16 protein-coding genes are annotated in these 19550 nt (G+C 68.4%); 4 read left to right on the top strand and 12 right to left on the bottom strand.

The window, feature by feature from the left end; all coding sequences use genetic code 11:
- Positions 1 to 1439 precede the first annotated feature (1439 nt).
- The 8 genes from MU407_RS03725 to rpmH form a co-directional block, all read right to left on the bottom strand.
- Entirely contained in the window at positions 1440 to 3218 is a 1779-nt protein-coding gene (locus tag MU407_RS03725) for a ParB/RepB/Spo0J family partition protein (protein ID WP_246955457.1), read from the bottom strand.
- Between the two features lie 64 nt (positions 3219 to 3282).
- The gene (locus MU407_RS03730; protein WP_246955459.1) at positions 3283 to 4212 is read right to left on the bottom strand and encodes a ParA family protein; all 930 of its coding nucleotides are present in this window, start codon (positions 4210 to 4212) and stop codon (positions 3283 to 3285) included.
- On the bottom strand, positions 4199 to 4867 hold the full coding sequence (gene rsmG / locus MU407_RS03735; RefSeq protein WP_246955461.1) for a 16S rRNA (guanine(527)-N(7))-methyltransferase RsmG: 669 nt from the start codon (positions 4865 to 4867) through the stop codon (positions 4199 to 4201). The genes MU407_RS03730 and rsmG overlap by 14 nt, the downstream gene beginning before the upstream one ends.
- Positions 4868 to 4869: 2 nt before the next feature.
- Positions 4870 to 5331 carry a R3H domain-containing nucleic acid-binding protein gene (locus MU407_RS03740; RefSeq protein ID WP_233190661.1) on the bottom strand — a complete coding sequence of 154 codons (462 nt, stop codon included), beginning with the start codon at positions 5329 to 5331 and terminating at the stop codon, positions 4870 to 4872.
- Between the two features lie 196 nt (positions 5332 to 5527).
- Entirely contained in the window at positions 5528 to 6637 is a 1110-nt protein-coding gene (yidC, locus tag MU407_RS03745; protein ID WP_246955463.1) for a membrane protein insertase YidC, read from the bottom strand.
- A gap of 84 nt (positions 6638 to 6721) precedes the next feature.
- Positions 6722 to 7009 (bottom strand): membrane protein insertion efficiency factor YidD, encoded by a 288-nt coding sequence (gene yidD, locus MU407_RS03750; RefSeq protein WP_102235579.1) that lies wholly within the window; start codon positions 7007 to 7009, stop codon positions 6722 to 6724.
- The gene (gene rnpA, locus MU407_RS03755; protein ID WP_246955465.1) at positions 7006 to 7488 is read right to left on the bottom strand and encodes a ribonuclease P protein component; all 483 of its coding nucleotides are present in this window, start codon (positions 7486 to 7488) and stop codon (positions 7006 to 7008) included. The genes yidD and rnpA overlap by 4 nt, the downstream gene beginning before the upstream one ends.
- 32 nt (positions 7489 to 7520) lie before the next feature.
- Positions 7521 to 7658, bottom strand: a complete 138-nt coding sequence (rpmH, locus tag MU407_RS03760; RefSeq protein WP_102235578.1) for a 50S ribosomal protein L34 — start codon at positions 7656 to 7658, stop codon at positions 7521 to 7523.
- 366 nt (positions 7659 to 8024) lie between these two features.
- Between rpmH and dnaA the strand changes: the two genes are divergently transcribed.
- The 4 genes from dnaA (at position 8025) to MU407_RS03780 (ending at position 13168) form a co-directional block, all read left to right on the top strand.
- Positions 8025 to 9572, top strand: coding sequence for a chromosomal replication initiator protein DnaA (gene dnaA, locus MU407_RS03765; RefSeq protein WP_102235577.1), 1548 nt, complete (start codon positions 8025 to 8027; stop codon positions 9570 to 9572).
- 433 nt (positions 9573 to 10005) lie between these two features.
- Positions 10006 to 11130, top strand: a complete 1125-nt coding sequence (gene dnaN / locus MU407_RS03770; RefSeq protein WP_246955467.1) for a DNA polymerase III subunit beta — start codon at positions 10006 to 10008, stop codon at positions 11128 to 11130.
- A gap of 20 nt (positions 11131 to 11150) precedes the next feature.
- A complete protein-coding gene (gene recF, locus MU407_RS03775) occupies positions 11151 to 12407 on the top strand; it encodes a DNA replication/repair protein RecF (RefSeq protein WP_246955469.1) in 1257 nt (418 codons plus the stop codon).
- Complete coding sequence (locus MU407_RS03780) at positions 12404 to 13168, top strand: DciA family protein (protein WP_102235574.1); 765 nt, start codon at positions 12404 to 12406, stop codon at positions 13166 to 13168. Before recF ends, MU407_RS03780 begins: the two co-directional genes overlap by 4 nt.
- 107 nt (positions 13169 to 13275) lie before the next feature.
- On the opposite strand, the gene MU407_RS03785 is transcribed toward MU407_RS03780, so the two are convergent.
- The 4 genes from MU407_RS03785 to MU407_RS03800 form a co-directional block, all read right to left on the bottom strand.
- Positions 13276 to 15834: a glycoside hydrolase family 2 protein gene (locus tag MU407_RS03785; RefSeq protein ID WP_246955471.1), complete on the bottom strand. Its 2559-nt coding sequence runs from the start codon at positions 15832 to 15834 to the stop codon at positions 13276 to 13278.
- Between the two features lie 72 nt (positions 15835 to 15906).
- Complete coding sequence (locus MU407_RS03790) at positions 15907 to 16848, bottom strand: carbohydrate ABC transporter permease (RefSeq protein WP_233190660.1); 942 nt, start codon at positions 16846 to 16848, stop codon at positions 15907 to 15909.
- A gap of 41 nt (positions 16849 to 16889) precedes the next feature.
- Positions 16890 to 17840 carry an ABC transporter permease subunit gene (locus tag MU407_RS03795; RefSeq protein ID WP_233190640.1) on the bottom strand — a complete coding sequence of 317 codons (951 nt, stop codon included), beginning with the start codon at positions 17838 to 17840 and terminating at the stop codon, positions 16890 to 16892.
- 11 nt (positions 17841 to 17851) lie between these two features.
- Entirely contained in the window at positions 17852 to 19495 is a 1644-nt protein-coding gene (locus tag MU407_RS03800; protein ID WP_102235571.1) for an extracellular solute-binding protein, read from the bottom strand.
- Positions 19496 to 19550 lie beyond the last annotated feature (55 nt).

The raw sequence follows: 19550 nt of genomic DNA on the forward strand, positions 1-19550 counted from the left end.
GGCTCGGGCCGGGACTGCTTCCTCACACAATGGCGACGTGCAGACGACGCCTGGGCTGCTGATGCACCACTCTCATGCATGCAGTCCGTGGAGTGATCGTCGAGCCGCCCAATCGCTGAGTTTCCCGTGAAACCTATCGGACGGGTGACACGCGTGAACTGTTGGATCCGCGAGATGCGCTCGACATAGGGCAGGGGCTCTTCGGCTGACGCACCGATACATCACCGCCATCACGGGGGATGGGGCGTACATGCGAGTCGATAATTCACAGGGTGCGTGAAATGGAGATCGTGTGACGCCAGATAGACGGACCAGGAACATGAGCTGCTCCTGGGTTCGCTTCGCAGGAGGAGCAGATGACGCACCGGGGCTCAGCGGCTCCAACTTGCGACCGAGGATCGTCACGCTGAACAGTTCGCCGCGGTCCCCGGGGAGTGCGTACAGCATGCCGAACGGTGCACGTTTCCCGTGGAACATGTCCACGTGGCGTCATCACCCATCGTCAACGCCAACATGAATAGCCAAAGCCACGCACCGGCAGCCCATGAACCCCTTCCCGGCAGAGCATTCGCCCACGAGCGCACGCCCTCCGACTCCCGCGTTTCACGGGAAACATTTCGCGTACTCAGTCAGCCTGGAGCTCCAGGCGAGAGCGCGGATTGTCGCTATGAGTTCGGCCCCATCCTCCATGGTCGTTCGTCTTCAACGCATCGTTTCACGCGAAACATGGTGATGGCTCCGCATACGAAAACGCCCGACAACCGTGATCGGGGTGCGCCTTGAGGCGCGGCCGCCGGCGATCTTCTAGGTTTCACGGGAAACAGTGGGCACGCGCTCCCTGCAGCTCAGCCCCTTATGCACCGCTCTACGTCGCATCTAGCGGCCGGAGTTTCACGGGAAACTGTTGCTCGAACCTTCCCCTACACACCGCCCCGTACAGATCACGACCCCACGAGGTCGACAGAGCCGCGTGCATTCAGCGGTCTCACCCACGCACCCGCACGGGCATTTTGTCACGCGGCAGAGAACTATCTGACAGCAGACCCACACGAGGTCCGAGAGGCTCACCAGCGGCCAGCGGAGGAGGACTCCACCCTCATCCAGGTCCAGGTCGGGAGCCGAGAGCTGAGTCGGCGCCGTAGCCTGCATCGATTTATCCACAGTGTTGTGCACATCAGTGGATAAGCACATCACGGGGTATAGCTTCAGGCAGACAGCAGCGTCAAACGAAAACCACCGCTGCGACGAGGTCCGGGCCTACACATTTACCTGACATATTTTGACGATAATGTCAGATCACGTGATGGGTTTCCACCGCCGATGATCCTCGGATCACCGGGCTCAGTTCACCAACACTCCGCAGCCCCTGCAGTGCCACACGACGTACCGACACCGCGTGTCACGTCATGACGTCACGGGTCCTCACCCGTGGACGCGTCTCACTCCTGCGCGGCGGCGTCGTCGTCAGCACTCCCCTGGGGGAGCGGGATATCCAGTCCCATGCTCTCCACCAGACGATCGAGGTCGTCGAGGTTCGTGAACTCGAGCGTGATCCGGCCCTTGCGCTTGCCCACATCGATCCGCACCGGGGTCTCGAGGCGGTTGGACAGCCGGCTCGTCAGATCCACAACGTGCGGGTCATAGGTGCTGCGTCGCACGGGACGGGAGGTGGTGTCGCGGCCGCCGCGGGCCACGAGGCGTTCCACGGCCCGCACAGACAGGCCCTCGCTGACGATCCGCTGGGCGAGCTCTTCCATGAGCGCGGGGCTGTCGAGCGAGAGCAGGGCACGGGCGTGCCCGGCGCTGATCGCTCCGCTGGCCAGCCGGCGCTGCACCAGTGCAGGCAGGCGCAGCAGGCGAAGCGTGTTGGTGATCTGGGGACGGGAGCGGCCGATGCGTTCACCGAGCTCGTCCTGGGTGCAGCCGAAGTCATCCAGGAGCTGCTGGTAGGCGTTCGCTTCCTCCAGCGGGTTCAGCTGGCTGCGGTGCAGGTTCTCCAGCAGCGCATCGCGCAGCAGGTCATCATCGCTGGTCTCGCGGATGATCGCGGGGATCGCGGGCAGACCGGCCCGGCGGGCGGCCCGCCAGCGGCGCTCACCCATCACCAGCTCGAAGGATTCACCATCCGCGGTGACGGGGATGGGGCGCACCACGACAGGCTGCAGCACCCCGACTTCGCGCAGCGAGTAGGCGAGCTCATCCAGCTCGTCCTCATCGAAGAGGGTGCGAGGGTTACGGGGGTTCTCGCGGATCTCGTGGATCGGGATCTCGGCGAACTCCGCACCCGGCACACTGACCAGTTCCCGCGGCTCATCAACTGCCGGGGCCTCGCTGGGTACCTCATCGGTCTGCTCTGCGGTGACAGCGCTTGACGCGCCCGCGGTCGCGGTGCCCTCATCCGTCACCGCCGGGTCAGTGGGGCTCTGCGCTGCGCCGATGGTCTCCGCGAGATCCGTCTCCGGCACCTGATCGACAGTCTCGATGCTCTCGGGCATCGGCTCATCCACCTGCTGGTCAGCGGTCGCGTCACTCGTCTTGGCGCTCGAGGGCTTCCGGGTCGAGGAGTTGCCCGGGGAGCTCTTCGCCGCGGGCTTCCTCGCGGTGGTCTTCCTCGCGGCAGGCTTCTGCGGGGCCGTCTTCTGCGCAGCAGTCTTCGTGCTGGTCGAGGGAGCGTCGTCGGTCGTCCCCCCGGCCGAGGCCTTCGCCGCTGAGGTCGTTGTGCCGGAGCGCTTCGTCCCGGCGCTCTTCGATGCCGCACTCTTGCCCGTGCTCTTTGCCGAAGTGCTCTTCGCTGCCGCGCTCTTCGCAGCCGTGCCCGTCCCCGCGCTCGTGGTCGTCGTGCGCTTTGTCCCGCCACTCGTGCGCGGCGCCCGGGTGCTGGCCTTCGCCGTGTCCTCGGCCCCGTCGGCCGTCTCCGTGTCCCCGCTGCTGCGGCGCCCCTTCGCGGTGGTCTTCGCGGTGCCCCGCCCTCGTCGCTCGGCGGCGGCCCGCGCCATGTCATTGGCGAGGTCTCGGCTGCTGGAACGCCGCTGAGCTCGCTCCTCGGAGCGTTCGACCTGTTCACCGGAGAAGAACATGTCCACCGGGCGCGAGGAGCTGGAGTTCTCCCCGGCCGGGCGCGTGCGCGTGCGCAGCTCCGGCTCCGGAGCCGGGGCGGGAGAGCCCGCACCCGGGATGAGGGCGCCCAAGCCGCGTCCGAGTCCGCGCTTCTGCGTCATGCCGATGTCCTTCCGACGGGGTGAGCGGCAGCCGCGCGACGGTGCGCGGCATCGCCGAGGGGGTTCAGGGGGCGGTGCGGGAGTTCAGCTCATGAGCAGCGGCGCGATAGGCGAGGGCACCGCTTGAGCTCGGATCGTACGTGAGCACGGTCTGCCCGTAGCTGGGGGCCTCGGAGATCCGCACCGACCGCGGGATCGTCGTCTCCAGGGTCTGCTCGGGGAAATGGTCGCGCACATCCTGCGCCACCTGCGCCGCCAGTCGCGTGCGGGCGTCGTACATGGTGAGCATGATGGTGGAGACCACCAGATCCGGGTTCAGGTGCCGACGGATCAGCTCGATGTTGTTCAGCAGCAGGGACAGGCCCTCCAGCGCGTAGTACTCCGCCTGGATCGGAATCAGCACTTCGCGGGCTGCGACGAGCGCGTTGACCGTCAGCAGGCCAAGGGACGGCGGGCAGTCCACGATCACGTAGTCCAGGCGTGGCAGTCCCTCATGCTCGCACTGCTCGAGCAGTTCGGTGATCGCGTTCTTCAGGCGGTTCTCCCGCGCCACGAGGGAGACCAGCTCGATCTCCGCCCCGGAGAGGTTGATCGTGGCCGGAGCGCACAGCAGGCCCGGCATGTCCGGGACCTCCTGCATGATCTCGGCGATCGGGGTGGAGTCCACGAGGACCTCGTACATTCCCGGAACCTCGGCGTGATGCTCAATGCTCAGCGCCGTCGAGGCGTTGCCCTGCGGGTCTGCGTCGATGACCAGCACCTGCAGCCCGCCCATCGCGAGCGCCGCCGCGATGTTCACGGCCGATGACGTCTTGCCGACCCCGCCCTTCTGGTTCGCGACCGTGATGATGCGGGTCCGCTGCGGCGCCTCGAAGTCCAGTCCCTCGAGCTGTCGCCGACGGGCATGATCGCGCGTCAGCTCCCGCATCAGCGGGGTGTCCTCCATCGCGCCGGGGCTGGTGGAGGAGTCGTCGCGCTTCTCAGCCACGTCCATCTCCCTTCCGGGTCGCCTCGGCACGGCGACGCACGTGGACCACTGTAGTGGGAACCTCCACCTCGCCGTCCCCGTGGGTCGTGATGCGCGGATCCTCACCGCCGAGCTTCGTGAGAACCTTGTGCGCCTTCTCGATCTCCTGCGCCGCGGAGGAGCCCTTCATGGCCAGCAGCTCGCCGCCGGGGGCCACCAGTGGCAGGGTCCAGCGCACCAGCTTGTCCAGCGCCGCCACGGCCCGTGCGGTCACCGCATCGAACTGCCTTATCCCGTGCAGCTCCTCGGCGCGGGCGCGCACCACCTCCAAGCCCAGGCCCAGCTCGCCATTGACCTCATCGAGCCAGGTGGTGCGCCGCTGCATCGTCTCGATCAGAGTGATCTCAAGCTCCGGCCTCGCGATCGCGATGACCACGCCGGGTAGGCCCGCCCCGGAGCCGACGTCCGCCAGCGTGCGCACCTCAGGGCCGATCGCATCGGCCAGCAGCGCGCAGTTGACCAGGTGGCGCTCCCACAGCCGGTCCACCTCCCGCGGGCCGATCAATCCGCGCTCGACCCCCTGCTGCGCGAGCAGGTGGACGAAACGCTCGGCCAGCGGCAGGCGGTCGCCGAGCAGACGCTCGGCAACCTGCTGCAGGTTCTCGGGGAGCTCGATCTGCACGATCAGGCGGAGGGGTAGATGACTACGTGACGGCCCTTGCCGTCGCCGTCGGACTCCGAGCGCAGCCCCTCGCGCTTGGCGACGTCGTGGACCACCTTGCGCTCGAAGGGGTTCATGGGCTTCAGCGGCACCGGCTGCCCGGTCTCCTTCGCCTCCGCGATCGCGTCATCCGCGAGGGACTCGAGCGACTTCTTGTGCTCGGCGCGGAATCCGCCGATGTCCAGCATGAGGCGGGAGCGGTTGCCGGTGCGGGTCTGGACCGCCAGGCGCGTCAGCTCCTGCAGGGCGTCCAGCAGCTCGCCCTTGGGGCGGTTCAGGCGGGCCAGCTGGTCCGCGCTGGCGATCTCCACGGAGGCGCGGTCGCCGTCCACGTCGATATCGATGTCGCCGTCGAGGTCCGCGATGTCCAGCAGCTCCTCGAGGTAGTCGGCGGCGATGTCGCCCTCCTCCTCGAGACGCCGCATGCGCTCCTGCGCGGACTCAACGGGCGCCGCTGGCTCAGCAGACGCTGCAGAGGCTGCGGAGTCAGCGAGCTCGGCGGGCTGCTCCTGGTCGCGCTCGTCGACCTCGGGATTGTCGATGGTGGTGTCGTTCATGGCAGGTCCTTACGGGGTGCGGGGTGTGCCCCCGGGGCGACTGTGCTCCCGGCGGGCACGGGGATCACTTCTTGCGCTTCTTCTTCCGTGCGCTCTTGTTCAGGGCGTTGCTGCCGCGCTGCGGACGCGGATCGGCTTCGCCGGCGGCCTCGCGGGCTGCCCGACGCTCTTCGACCGCCTTGGCGCGGGCGGCGCGGGCGCGCTCGAGCTTCTCCTGGTCGGTGAGCTTCTTGCCGCCCTTGTTCTTGGCCGGGGGCTGGATGCGGATGGGCTTGTCCTCCACCGGCTCGGTCACGACCTTCTTGGGCGGGGTGAAGTCCAGCGGCTCCAGACCCTTCTTGGCGCGCTTGGCGTTGATCCGCTCGTGGCGGGCCTTCTCGGCGTCCGAGCCCGGGGTGGGGGTGGCCCGGATGACGATCCACTGCTGCACGAAGGTCCACACGTTGGTGGTGAGCCAGTAGACGAGCACACCGATCGGCATGCCCGGTCCCGTGATCACGTAGATGAACGGGAGCATGTACAGCATCATCTTCTGGGTGCCGGCCATCGGTCCCTCGAGGGCTGCCTGCGGCATGTTCCGCATGGTCAGCTCCTTCTGGGTGATGAAGGTGACCGCGCACATCAGGGCGATGATGATGCCGGCGACGATGCGGGCGGAGATCCCGCCGTCCCCGGGGCTCAGGAAGCTGTCGGCGATGGTGACGTTCCCGAAGAACGTGGAGGTGTTGGCGCTGCGGGCCAGCTCCACGGTGAGCGGTCCGAAGGGGTCACCGCCCGCGGCCTGCGGGAGCTTGGTGAACAGCACCCGGAACAGGCCGAAGAAGATCGGCATCTGCAGCAGCACCGGCAGGCAGGAGGAGAACGGCGAAGCACCGGCCTCCTTGTAGATGGCCATGGTCTCCTCGGCCATCTTCTGCCGGGAATCCTGGTCCGTCTTGCCCTTGTACTTCTTCTGCACGGCCTGCAGCTCCGGGGAGACCATCTGCATGGCCCGGGAGGCGCGGATCTGCCGCACGAACAGCGGGATGATCAGGGTGCGCACCACGGCGGTAAGGCCCACGATGGACAGCACCCAGGTGATGCCAGCATTGGGGTCCATGAACACGGACAGCAGCGCATGGAACTTCACCATGAGCCATGCCACGGCCCACTCGATCGGATACAGGGGGTTCATCGGCCTGGTCTTCCTGCCGCACGGATGCGCATGACGTTCATGCGAGGTGTCGGCTCAGCATCGGGGTCTCGGACAAGGGTAGGGCTAGTGCGCCGGATGACGCAGTCGGCGTGGATTGCTCCACATTCCCGGGGCGGGCACGGGATCCAGTCCGCCGCGGGTGAAGGGGTTGCAGCGCAGGATCCTCCAGCTGGTCAGGAGCGTGCCCTTGAGCGCGCCGTGGATCCGCAGGGCATCCATCCCGTACTGGGAGCACACCGGGTCATAGCGGCAGGCGGGCGGCGTGTAGGGGCTGATCCCCACCTGGTAGGCCCGCACGGGCAGCATGAGGATCCGCCGCGGCAGGCGCAGCAGGGTGCGCAGCAGGCTCATCGGCTCCCCTTCCGCGCCGGGGTGGTCCCGGGGGTGGCCTCCGACCCCGCGGCAGGGCGAGGTGCCCCCGCGGCAGTGCCCGCTCTGGACGCAGTGCCCGCTCGGGGGGAGCGGCGGCCGACGGTGCGGCGCTGCAGCTTGCGCTCCGCGGAGGCGAGGGCCCCCTGGACGTCCTCCCGCAGCTGATCGAAAGGCTGCTGGTCGATGCCGGGCAGGGCCCGGGCCACCACGCCGGTGCCGGCGGGTAGCTCGTCCAGCAGTGGCCGGATGATCTCACGCAGCCGACGGGTGACGCGGTTGCGGATCACGGCGTTGCCGATCTTCTTGGACACGACGAATCCCACGCGGGGTGCCTGCCCGTCCCCCTCTGGGAGGGGGCCGAGGTGCACAACCACGTGGGATCGGGCGCTGCGCACGCCACCGCGGGTGACGGCGCGGAACTGCTCGCTGCTGCGCAGCCGGTGGGCGGACCAACTCATGGGCGCACCACGACCCGGCGGCTCAGGCCGGCTCAGGCGGAGAGCTCGGAGCGGCCCTTGGCGCGGCGGGCGTTCAGGATGGCGCGGCCGGCGCGGGTGCGCATGCGGGCGCGGAAGCCGTGCTTCTTGGCGCGGCGGCGGTTGTTCGGCTGGAACGTGCGCTTGCTCATGGTTCTCCTCGGTCGTGGGCACGGGTGTGCCCTCGCGGTGGTCTGTGGTCTGCTGCACGAACGGGACGTCCGGGCGCACCCGCCGAGGCGGGGCGGCTGCCGAGGTTCCCCGGAACGGGAATGAGGGAACGGGAATCAGGGACATGACCCGCAGCGCTGACCGCCCGAGTCTAGGTGGGGTGGTCGCAAGGGGTCAACGGATCCGCGCGCTCAACGGCCGGTTGTGGCCAGTTTCTCATCGTGCCCCGGGGGGTGCGGTGCGCTGGTGTGACCGGTCATCCACAGCCGCGGTCCACATCACTGGCTGTTCTGTGGAAGATTGTGGAAAACTATCCCGACCACCTCAGACCCGTAGGGAGTGACCTCATGGCCGAGCCGAGCGCCGCCGAGATCTGGGACAGCGCCCTGCAGATCCTGCGCCAGGACGAGTCTGTCTCCCAGCGCGTGAACGCCCTGCTGACCCTCTCCGAGCTGATGGCCGTGGTGGCGGATACCGCGCTGGTCGCAGTGCCTTCCACCTCGTTGAAGGAGCTGCTGGAGAACCGCTATGCGGGCGCCCTGAAGGGGGCGCTGTCCGAGGCGACCGGCCAGGATATGCGCTTCGCGGTGACGGTCGATGAATCGCTGCTGTTCGATGATGAGGAAGATGCTGCCCCGCCGACTGTATCCGCGGCCCCACCTGCGCCACGTGCACAGGATGTGGACAACCCTGTGGACAAAGTGGAACGGGATATCCACAGAGCGGCCGAATCCGGTGCACCGGCCCCGTCAGTCCCCTCCACCGCCCCGGTGCTGCCGCCACGCTCCTTCTCCGCGGCCTCTGCCCCGGTGCCATCCCCCGCCCCCGCGCCGGTGGGTGAGGATTCGCGCCTGAACTTCAAGTACACCTTCGACACCTTCGTCATCGGCTCCTCGAACCGCTTCGCACAGGCCGCGGCTTCCGCCGTCGCCGAGACCCCCGCGAAGGCGTACAACCCGCTGTTCATCTACGGCGGCTCGGGACTGGGCAAGACCCACCTGCTGCACGCCGTAGGCCACTACGCCAAGTCGCTGTACCCGGACATCGTGGTGCGGTACGTCAACTCCGAGGAGTTCACCAACGAGTTCATCAACTCCGTGCAGTCCGGCCAGTTCGGCAAGGCCCAGGAGTTCCAGCGGCGCTACCGCGATATCGACATCCTCCTCATCGACGACATCCAGTTCCTGCAGCGCGCCCCAGAGACGATGGAGGCGTTCTTCCACACCTTCAACACGCTGTACAACTCGGACAAGCAGATCGTCATCACCTCGGATCTGCCGCCCAAGGAGCTCGGCGGTTTCGAGGACCGTATGCGCTCCCGCTTCGAGATGGGGCTCATGACCGACGTGCAGCCCCCGGACCTCGAGACCCGCATCGCGATCCTGCGCAAGAAGGTCGCGCAGGAGGACGCCGGGGAGGTCCCCCATGACGTGCTGGAGTACATCGCCAGCCATATCGCCACGAACATCCGCGAGCTCGAGGGCGCGCTGATCCGCGTGCAGGCCCTGCACTCCCTGTCCCGTCAGCCGATGGACGTCACCCTCGCCGAGAGCGTGCTGAAGGACCTGCTCTCCCACGACGACGGCACCCAGATCACGGCCTCGACGATCATCGCGCAGACCGCCACGTACTTCGGGATCTCGGTCGAGGAGATCATCGGCACGGGGCGTTCACGCCGCCTGGTCTCTGCTCGGCAGATCGGCATGTACCTGTGCCGGGAACTGACGGACATGCCGCTGATCAAGATCGGCGAGGAGTTCGGCGGCCGCGACCACACCACCGTCATGCACGCGAACAAGAAGATCAGCGAGCTCATGAAGGAGCGGCGCGCGATCTTCAACCAGGTCACCGAGCTGACGGCACGCATCAAGTCCTCGAACTCCGGTCGGAAGTGACGCGCATCCCTGTCACGGATGACAGGGCTGGTCAGACTACAGTTCTCCCCAGATGTGGATAACTCTGTGGACAGTGTGGACCGGCGAGCATCCGCGCAGGAGCCGATGTGCACGACCACATGACACGAATGGAGCGCTACGCAGCGCTCATGCACAGCTCGCCCACGGTCAAAGAAACGTTCTCAACGTTTCATCCACCATCCGATCATGGGCTCTGACCAGCATGAATGCGGGTTGTCCACGGAATCCACAGCCGTGATGAAGAGGACTTCAGGTAGTTCAACGCAATGGGTGTGGACGGATCGGCAGGTGCAGCGGCGCAGCGAGGGGCAGGGGAAGTCAAGGATGTGAGGCGGTGTGTCGCGAGCAGGTGCGAGGACCGGATACGCTGGGGCGCGTTCTGGCATTCGACCACTGCGAAGGAGTGGCAACGGTGAAGTTCCACCTCGACCGCGGCGTCCTGGGTGACGCCGTCTCCTGGGCCACCCGCACCCTCCCCGTTCGGCCCGCGATGCCGATCCTGCAGGGCGTGCGGATCGTCGCTGATACGAGCGGCGAACTGCAGCTGTCCACCTTCGACTACGAGGTCAGCGCGCAGATTCACCTCGAGGCCGAGGTCGAGGAATCCGGGGAGGTCCTGGTCCAGGGCCGGATGCTCTCCGACATCGTCCGCGCGCTGCCGAACAAGGACGTCTCCGTGGCTCTGGAGGGCACGAAGCTGCAGGTCCGCTGCGGCAGCGCCCGCTTCGCCCTGGCCACCCTGCCGGTCGAGGAGTACCCGCAGCTGCCGGCCATGCCGCCCGTGGCAGGCACCGTCGGTGCCGACGTGTTCTCCGAGGCGATCTCCCAGGTCACCGTTGCGGCATCGAAGGACGACACCCTGCCGCTGCTGACCGGCGTGAAGGTCGAGATCAGCGGCGAGACCATGACGCTCATGGCTACCGACCGCTACCGCCTGGCGCTGCGCGAGATCACCTGGAACCCCGCCACCCCCGGCACCGAGCTGACCGCCCTCGTGCGCGGCCGCACTCTGCACGAGGTCGCACGGTCGCTGGCCACCGGCGGCAGCGTCGAGATCGCCCTCGAGGAGGACGCCGCGGCGAACCTCATCGGCTTCGAGGCTGGCGGCCGCCGCACCACCTCTACCCTGGTCGACGGCGACTACCCGCCCGTGCGCCGCCTGTTCCCCGAGACTTCCGCGATCACCGCCGTGGTGGCGACCGGCCCGCTGATCGACGCCGTCAAGCGCGTCTCCCTCGTCGCCGAACGCAACACCCCCGTGCGCCTGTCCTTCACCGAGGGCCAGGTGGCTCTCGAGGCCGGCGCCGGTGATGACGCGCAGGCCTCCGAGGTGCTCGAGGCGAGCCTCGAGGGCGAGGACCTCGTCGTCGGCTTCAACTCCGGATTCCTGCTCGACGGCCTCGGAGCGCTGGGCACCGAGTTCGCGCGCCTGACCTTCACCGACTCCATCAAGCCCGCCGTCATGAGCGGCCAGGAGTCCCTCGAGGGTGAGCCGCAGACCAGCTACAAGTACCTCATCATGCCGATGCGGATCTGAGCGCGGGAGGTCACCTCTCCGTGCAGCTGACCGCCCTCGAGCTCACCGACTACCGCTCATACCCGAGCCTCACCCTGCCCATCGGCCCCGGCATCACCGTGATGGTGGGCCCCAATGGGCAGGGCAAGACCAACATCGTCGAGGCCCTGTGGTACCTCGCGACCCTCTCCAGCCACCGCGTCCCGCATGACGCTGCCCTGGTGCATCGCGGTAGCGCGAGCGCGATCATCCGCGCGAGCTTCCAGCGGGCCGGCCGACCCCTGCAGGTGGACCTCGAGATCACCCCGGGACGATCGAACCGCGCCCGATTGCAGGGCCAGAACGTGCCACGCCTGCGGGACCTGCTGGGCGAAGTGCGCGCCGTGCTGTTCGCCCCCGAGGACCTGGGGCTCATCAAGGCAGATCCGGAGGGCCGCCGACGATTCCTCGATGAGCTGCTGTTCGTCATCGCCCCCCGCTTCGCCTCCGTCAAGGCCGACTACGACCGCGTGCTCAAGCAGCGCGGCAACCTGCTGAAGCAGATGCGCTCCATGCGCCGCGGCGCCGCTGGCCGCAGCGTGGGCGGGCTCGATCCGGCCGAGGCGGCGGCGAGCACCCTCGAGGTGTGGGATCAGCAGCTGGCCCGCCATGGCGCGGAGCTGCTTCGCGCCCGGCTGCACCTGGTGAACCGCCTGCGCCCGCACCTGGGCTACTCCTACCTGCGGGTCGCGACCGATGAGGGCGCAGAGGAAGCCCTGGACCTTCCGCCCGGACAGCGCGGAGAGGTCACCTCCCCGGCCGACGCCGCCTACCGCTCCGCGATCCTCGACGAGCTCGGCGCCGGACCCGGCGACCTTCCCCCCACGCGCGAGATCCACGATGCGCTGCTGCGCATGCTGGGTGAGCGGCACGATGAGGAGATCGACCGCGGCGTGAACCTCGTGGGCCCGCACCGCGATGACCTCGAGGTGCGCCTGCACGACTTCCCCGCCAAGGGCTATGCGAGCCACGGCGAATCCTGGTCACTCGCCCTCGCCCTGCGCCTGGCCAGCTACGACCTGTTGCGCCTGGAGGAAGGGGACCTGGGCGACGGCGAACCCATCCTCATCCTCGATGACGTGTTCAGCGAGCTGGACGTCCATCGGCGGGACCGGCTCGGACGGATCATCACCGGGGCCTCCCAGGTCCTCATCACCACCGCGAACGACACGGACATCCCCGATTCCCTGCACGGGGAGATCCACGTGGTCGACGTGGAGCTGGGCCGAGCCGTCCCGAGGGACGGCGGGCTCTCATGAGCACCCCTCGTCCGGCGGCCCAGCGCCCGCGACTCGCCAACCCCTACGACCTCGGGACCTGGTCCGCCGCCGCGGCCGACGGCGACCAGCGCGCGGAAGATCCCGGGCATGCCGCTGCCGCGGCCACGCGCGGCCGGGACCGCGCACCGTGGCGGCCGAGGGCCGGAGCGGCGTCCGCAGCTCGCGCCGAGCGCGGCGATGACGACGCCGAACCGCTGTACGACCCGCCGGAGCTGCCGAGCGCCGCCGATCCCTTCGAGCTCGCCCGGCGGACCGTCAACCGCTCCCGTGCCGCCGCGCGCGACCGCGGCCTCTTCCCCATCTCTGCGAAGACCCAGGCCCGAGATCTGCGGGACCGCTCAGGGCGGGCACCCGGCTATTCGGGGTCCCGCCCCGATCCGCGCGACCCCCAGGACATCGAGTCGGTGCTGAGGAAGGTGCTGGGCGGCCTGGGATGGACCGAGGGGATGAACAGCGGCAGAGTGCTCGAGGAGTGGGACGAGATCGTGGGCGAGCGCCTCGCCGCGCACTGCAGACCGGTCTCCCTCGAGGCCGGGGTCCTGGTGGTGAGCGCCTCCTCCTCGGCCTGGGCGTCCCAGCTGCGGATGCTGACGCCCCAGCTGATCACCACGATCGAGGAGCACATCGGGTCCCACGTGATCTCCGAGCTCAAGGTCACCGGCCCGGCCGCCGCACAGCGCTCCTGGAAGAAGGGACGCCGGACCGTGACCTGGAGAGGACCGCGCGACACCTACGGGTGAGGTGGGGTGCGCGGCCGACGGCGCCGCACCGTCGGCGCCTGAAGCGCACCGGGGCGCTTCAGGCACCGCGGCCGCCCGGAGCCTCGTGCGTCGTCTCCGGCGGCCGGTCAGGGTGCCGCAGGGGCGGTCGAGGTGGGGGTCGTGGGCGAGGGGTCCTCCTGGACGCAGGGCCCGCCGCGCGCGAGCAGATCGTTGACGCTGATGAGGACCTCGGGTGCGAGGAAGGCCTCGGCATCGGCCGAGGAGGTGCGGATGCGCACCGTCGCTGTCTCCCCGGCCAGGAGGGTCACCAGCTGACGGTCGCATCGGGCGGAGGGATCCACCTTGTCCGCGAACACCATGACGTCCCGGACGGTGGACCGAGCCGTGAGCCGCAGCTCGACCCCGCCTTCGACCCGTGTGCTCGAGGCCTCGAGCGCGTCCGGGGCGAGGGCGGAGTCCTTGTCCGCGCAGAAGTGATGGACAGCCCGGTGCGGTGAGTCCGCGGAGGAGCAGACCAGGAGCTCCGCGGCGGGGTCCTCAGGGATGGTCAGCTCGGCGGGGAGCGGGAGCTCGGCGCTCTGGCGGGCCGGCACCTGGAGGGGTTCGGTCAGGGCATGCAGGACGGTCCCGTCGTGCCGCCGGCGCTCGAGGATCGCCGTGGTCACGAGGTCCTCGTCGGTGTCGTTGCCGATGCACAGGCTCCAGCCGCCGTCGCGGGGCTGGATGGTCCAGAGCACGGGAGCATGCACGGACCGCAGGGCGTACCAGAGCGGTTTGCGGCGGCCGCCGCCGTCCACGGCCGACCAGCTCGTCACGGGCCAGCAGTCGTTCAGCTGCCACATGATGGTCCCGCCGCAGAACGGCCAGTGGGAGCGGTAGTGGCCGATCCCGATCTCGAGCGCACGGGCCTGCATGAGCTGGGTGGACGCGAGGAAGTCGTCGAAGCTGGTCGGCTCCGGCAGGTGGTTCCGATAGGCCCGGCGCAGCTTCTGCTGTCCTTCGAAGGCCTTCTGGTGCGAGAGCATCACCGGCGAATCCTCGTCCAGCGGCCTCTCCGTGACGGCCTGGGAGATGGTCGCCCAGGTGGCGGGGGCCTGGAACCCGAACTCGGCGGCGAACCGTGGGGTGGAGTCGCGGTAGTGCACGGGATCGCCCACGACCGGGTCGTTCCAGACCCCCCACTGGTGGATGGTCCCGGAGCCGGGATCCTGCGGGTTCTCCACCCCGGGGCGGGAGAACGGGCTGGAGGGCGAGTACGAGCGGGTGGGGTCGAGCTCCTTGACCAGACCGGGCAGCAGCTCGTCGTAGTAATGGAGCCCCCAGCCGACGCCCTCCTCGATCTTCTCCGACCACCCCCAGGCCCGGTGGCCCACGAGGTTCTCATTGGAGCCGTTCCAGTGGATCAGCGAGGGATGCCAGGCGAGGCGGACGATTTGGTGCCGGGCCTCGGCCTCGATCTCGCGGCGCATGGGCTCGACCTCGGAGTAGGCGGCGCAGGCCAGGGCGAAGTCCTGCCAGACGAGGATCCCCTGTTCGTCGCAGAGCTCGTAGAAGTCCTCGGACTCGTAGAGGCCGCCGCCCCAGACCCGCAGGAGGTTCATGCCGGACTCGGCGGCGTCCTGGATCCGAGCGGCGAGGCGCTCCCGCGTGAGGCGGCTGGGGAAGCAGTCCTCCGGGATCCAGTTGGCGCCCTTGATCAGGACCGGACGTCCGTTGACCTCGGCCTGGAAGGACCGTCCGTGCTCGTCGTCCCGCTGCACGAAACCGGCGCTGCGGAAGCCGATGCGCGAGGCGCGGGAGTCCAGGACGTCGCCCGCAGCGCTGTGCAGCATCACCTCGAGGTCGTACAGCGGCTGTTCCCCGTATCCGCGCGGCCACCACAGCTGCGGGTCCTCGACCACGAGCTCGAGGATGAGCTGCTCATCCGTGGTCGCCGGCAGCTGGGTCTGCGCCACGACCGCGCCGTCCGGACCGGTCAGCCGTGCCGAGGCTCGGACGTCGGCCTGCGGTCCCTCCTGTGCCCGGACGACGGGGACGTCCAGCCGGACCTCGCCCTGCGCGCCGTCGCGGACCGTCACCTGCGGGCGGATCGTGCCGAGGCGGGCTGCTGACCAGGACTCCAGCTGCACCGGACCGGACAGACCGCTGGTGGTCAGCACCGGGCCCCAGTCCCAGCCGAAGTTGCAGGCCATCTTCCGGATCGCGTTGTACGGAAGCTTGTTGCCGCTGAACGGCAGCCGACCGTGCTGCGCCTCGAAGGCGCGCGCCGCTGCGAGCGGTGCGGTGAACTGCACCTCGAGGACGTTCCGGCCGGGCTGCAGCGCATCGGCCACGCGGAAGCGCCAGAGGCGATGCTGGTTCGAGGCCGTGCCGATCACGGAGCCGTTGAGCCGGAGCTCGGCGATCGTGTCGACCTCGTGCGCGACCAGATCGACCTCGTCGTCCGGGGCCGGGTCCCAGGAGAACTCCGTGCGGTACCGGATGCCGACCTCACCGGTCCAGCTCAGCGCGTGTTCGTTGTCGTCGACGTAGGGATCGTCGATGAGCCCGGCGGCGAGCAGATCGGTGATGAGGGTCCCCGGCACCTCGGCCGGGAGGTCCTGCACCTCGAACGGGGCGGGGCCGTCGGTGATCGAGATCGACCAGCCGGAGTCCAGGGGGGTGCGGCGCAGTGCGCTGGGCATGGGGAGTGCTCCTCTGAGCGGTGGGAAAGGGGTCGGCACGGATGACGGGGACGCAGCGGCAGCGCGCGAGGGTCAGCCCTTGATCGCCCCGAAGATGACGCCCTTGGTGAAGTGCTTCTGGATGAAGGGGTACACCAGGAGGATCGGGACCAGGGCCATCACGACGATCGCCATCTGGAGCGCGAGGCTGGCCGGGGGCCGGTAGCCCTCCACCCCGACCGGACGTGTCTCCGATCCCGGGAGGGTGACCCCTTCCAGCACGTAGGAGCGCAGCACCATCTGCAGCGGCCACTTGCTGCTGTCGGGCAGGTAGAGCATCGCGTTGAAGAACGAGTTCCAGTACCCGACGCCGTAGAACAGCGCCACGACGGCGACCACCGCCATGGACATCGGCAGCACGATCTGCCCGAGGATCCGGAACTCGCTGGCTCCGTCGATCCGCGCGGCCTCGAGGATGCTGCTGTCGATGTTCATGAAGAACGATCGGATGATGATGATGTTGAAGGCCGAGACCGCCCCGGGGAGGATCAGCGCCCAGTACGAGTTGATGAGCCCCAGGGACGAGACCACCAGATAGGTCGGGATGAGGCCGGCGCTGAAGAACATCGTGATGATGAAGACGAACAGCAGCGGCCGATGGAACAGCGAGTCCGTCCGGGACAGGCCGTAGGCGGCGAGCACGGACACGGTGGTCGAGATCAGCGTTCCGACGGTGGTGATGCCGATGCTGATGAGGATCGAGCGCGTCACCACACCGCCGCTGAGGATCGTCGTATAGGCCTCGAGCGTCAGCTCGCCGGGGATCAGCACCATCCCGCCGGCCGCGTTGATGGTCGCCTCGGTGGACAGCGAGGTGAGCACCACGGTGTACAGCGGGATGAGGATGAGCGCGCAGATCACGACGAGGGTCAGAGTCTTGGCGGTTTGCGTGAGGAGCGAGGGCTCCTCGTCCCAGACGGGTCGCGTGGAGCGGCGGCGCCCTCGTCGCGGAGCCGCTGCCGGGTCGGGGCGCATCTCGTCGGGCGCCTCGGTGGTCTGTGGGCCGAGCGATGTGCTCATCGAGCCTCCCGTCGGTAGATGCCGGACTCGCCGAAGGCATGGGCGAGCTTGTTCGCCCCGAGGACCAGGATGAGCGCCACGACTCCCTTGATGAGTCCGGCCGCCGCTGCATACGACCAGTCCCCGCCGAGGACGCCCTGGTAGTAGACGTACGTGTCCAGGACCTCGGCGGCCCCGGCGCCCACGGCCCCGCGCTGCAGGATCAGCTGCTCGAAGCCGACGGTCAGCGAGTCGCCCAGCCGCAGGATGAGCAGCAGGATGATGGTCGGGCGGATCGCGGGCAGCGTGATGTTCCACAGCCGTCGCCACTTCCCGGCGCCGTCCACGGCCGCGGCCTCGTAGAGGGCCGGATCGACGGTGCTGAGGGCGGCGAGGAAGATGATCATGCCCCAGCCCGCGTCCTTCCAGACCACCTGCGAGGTGACGAGGAGCAGGAAGGTGTCCGGGTTCGTCATGATCTCGAGCGGCTCGAAGCCGCTCTGCCGCAGCAGCCGGTTCAGCAGCCCGGCACCCCCGAGCACCTGCTGGAAGATCGTCACCACCAGCACCCAGGAGAAGAAGTGCGGCAGGTAGACGATGGACTGGATCGTGGTCCGGATCGCCGGGGACAAGATCGAGTTCATCAGCAGCGCGAGGATGATCGGCACCGGGAAGAAGAACACCAGCTGGAACGCCGAGATCGTGAGGGTGTTGACGACGGCGTTCCAGAAGCTGGTGCTCTGGAAGACCCTCATGAAGTTGTCCCAGGCGACGAACGGGCTGCCGGTGATGCCGGTGTAGGGGGAGTACTCCTGCCAGGCGATGATGTTCCCTGCCATCGGGATGTAGATGAACAGCACCACCAGCGCGATGGCCGGGGAGACCATCAGCAGCAGGGGCCAGTCCCGTGCGAGCCGTTTCCGGAAGGAGACGGTCCGCACGGGACGGCGGGTCTTCGTGGATGCCACGACTTCTCCGATCAGGACTCGCTGCGGATCTCTTCGAGGATCCCCTGGTAGTGCTCGCGCATCTCCTCGCCGCCGCTGTCACGCCAGTTCGTGACCGCGGCGTCGAAGTCGTCCATGGTCTTGCGGCCGCGCACGACGTCCTTCTCCAGATCCCACATGGGCTGGTCGAGCGTGGCCCACTGCACCGGACGCTGGACCTGGTAGCCGTAGAAGGGCCCCTCGACCATGAACTCGGTCTCGCCCTGCATCCACTCGCAGTACGTGGTGACGAAGTCGGGGTCCTCGAAGTCGTGCTTCTCGACGGCGGGGGCCACGAGGGTGGACAGCACGCCGGGATGCTCCTCGCCGAGCTGTTCGGTGGCGATGGGCTCACCGTTCTCACCGCGGGTGAAGTGGACGCCCTCCTCCCCGAAGTTGATGGTCTCCCACTCCTGGGTGCCGTACGGGGCGGCCAGGTAGTTCGCGATCCCGAGCAGCTCCTCGATGCGGGCCGGATCGTCGGACTTCTTGAGGAAGCTGAAGAAGTTCGCCGCATTGCCGGTGTAGCGGACGGGATCCCCGCCCGAGGCGGACAGCGCGGACATGGCCAGCTGGCGGAACTCGGGATTGGCCTGCTTGAGGCGCTTGTTGGCCTCGCCCCAGGCCCCCACCCCGTCGTAGTGGATCGCCACCTTGCCGGACTCGAAACGCTGCTTGGCGTCGCCGGCGTCCGCAGCGACGTCGGGGTGGACGTATCCCTTCTCGAACAGCTCGATCTGGAACTCGAGGGCGTCGCGGTACTCCTGGGTCTCCCAGCGGTACTCGAGCTTCCCGTCGCGCTCGCGCCAGGCCGGCGGCGCCCCGAACAGCAGGTTCGGCGCCGCGGTCGCGAGGTCGTTCGTGGCCCACTGGTTCTTGTCGGGAGCGGTGAGCTCCTTGCAGACGGTGAGGAACTCGTCGGCCGTGTGCGGCTGCTCGAGGCCGAGCTTCTCGAAGATGTCCGCGCGGTAGTAGATCGCGTCGGTCACGATCTCGCCGGGCACCGGGATGCCGTAGAGCTTGCCGTCGAACATCCCGAACCGCCAGGCCTCCGTGGGCAGCGCGGCGAGGTTGGGCCACTTCTCGATGGCGTCGCCCTTGAGGAAGTCGGTGAGGTCCTGGAAGAGGGCTTCGACGGCCTGGGCGAATCGCGGCGGAGGGTTCCAGCCGAAGACCGAGACCCAGTCGGCGACGTCGTCCGGAGCGGCGAAGACCGCGGACTGCCGGTCGATGTAGTCGTTGCCGGTGGTCATCTGGAACTCGAGCCGGGAGCCCAGGGCCGCATCGAGGGTGTCGGTGTAGGCGTTCTTGAGGTTCGAGGTCACCGCGCTCCAGGTGGGGACCATCGCGGTGAAGGTCTGACCGGTGCCGGGCGGCTCGGGAACGGTCTGGGGGCGCTCCGCGGGGTAGCTCAGGTAGCCGGGGGTCGAGCCGTTGACGCTGGGGATGTCAGGGGTGACGGCATCGCTGGGCACATGCGACGGCAGGTTGCTCCCATCGGTGACGGAGGCGTCCTTCGAGGTCGCGCCGTCGGTGCGGCATCCGATCGCCAGGGAGGACAGAGCGAGCGCACCGGTCGTCCCGAGGACTGTTCGTCGGCTCGGACGCGGGAGGGGGGAGAGGTGGGTGTTCGACATGGTCACTCCTTCGTGTGTCGAGGCCGTCGGCTCGTGCCCGGAACCCTCGCGCTGA

It is taken from the genome of Brachybacterium sp. Marseille-Q7125, from assembly GCF_023062615.1.
Lineage (GTDB): Bacteria > Actinomycetota > Actinomycetes > Actinomycetales > Dermabacteraceae > Brachybacterium.

What these genes read in the sequence shown, in the direction of transcription:
- rpmH (WP_102235578.1), bottom strand. Translation starts at nt 7,658, where the DNA reads ATGAGCAAGCGCACGTTCCAGCCGAACAACCGCCGCCGCGCCAAGAAG.
- MU407_RS03800 (WP_102235571.1), bottom strand. Translation starts at nt 19,495, where the DNA reads ATGTCGAACACCCACCTCTCCCCCCTCCCGCGTCCGAGCCGACGAACA.
- MU407_RS03785 (WP_246955471.1), bottom strand. Translation starts at nt 15,834, where the DNA reads ATGCCCAGCGCACTGCGCCGCACCCCCCTGGACTCCGGCTGGTCGATC.
- MU407_RS03725 (WP_246955457.1), bottom strand. Translation starts at nt 3,218, where the DNA reads ATGACGCAGAAGCGCGGACTCGGACGCGGCTTGGGCGCCCTCATCCCG.
- MU407_RS03790 (WP_233190660.1), bottom strand. Translation starts at nt 16,848, where the DNA reads ATGCGCCCCGACCCGGCAGCGGCTCCGCGACGAGGGCGCCGCCGCTCC.
- rnpA (WP_246955465.1), bottom strand. Translation starts at nt 7,488, where the DNA reads ATGAGTTGGTCCGCCCACCGGCTGCGCAGCAGCGAGCAGTTCCGCGCC.
- dnaA (WP_102235577.1), top strand. Translation starts at nt 8,025, where the DNA reads ATGGCCGAGCCGAGCGCCGCCGAGATCTGGGACAGCGCCCTGCAGATC.
- MU407_RS03740 (WP_233190661.1), bottom strand. Translation starts at nt 5,331, where the DNA reads ATGCGGCGTCTCGAGGAGGAGGGCGACATCGCCGCCGACTACCTCGAG.
- MU407_RS03730 (WP_246955459.1), bottom strand. Translation starts at nt 4,212, where the DNA reads ATGGACGTGGCTGAGAAGCGCGACGACTCCTCCACCAGCCCCGGCGCG.
- yidC (WP_246955463.1), bottom strand. Translation starts at nt 6,637, where the DNA reads ATGAACCCCCTGTATCCGATCGAGTGGGCCGTGGCATGGCTCATGGTG.
- MU407_RS03780 (WP_102235574.1), top strand. Translation starts at nt 12,404, where the DNA reads ATGAGCACCCCTCGTCCGGCGGCCCAGCGCCCGCGACTCGCCAACCCC.
- yidD (WP_102235579.1), bottom strand. Translation starts at nt 7,009, where the DNA reads ATGAGCCTGCTGCGCACCCTGCTGCGCCTGCCGCGGCGGATCCTCATG.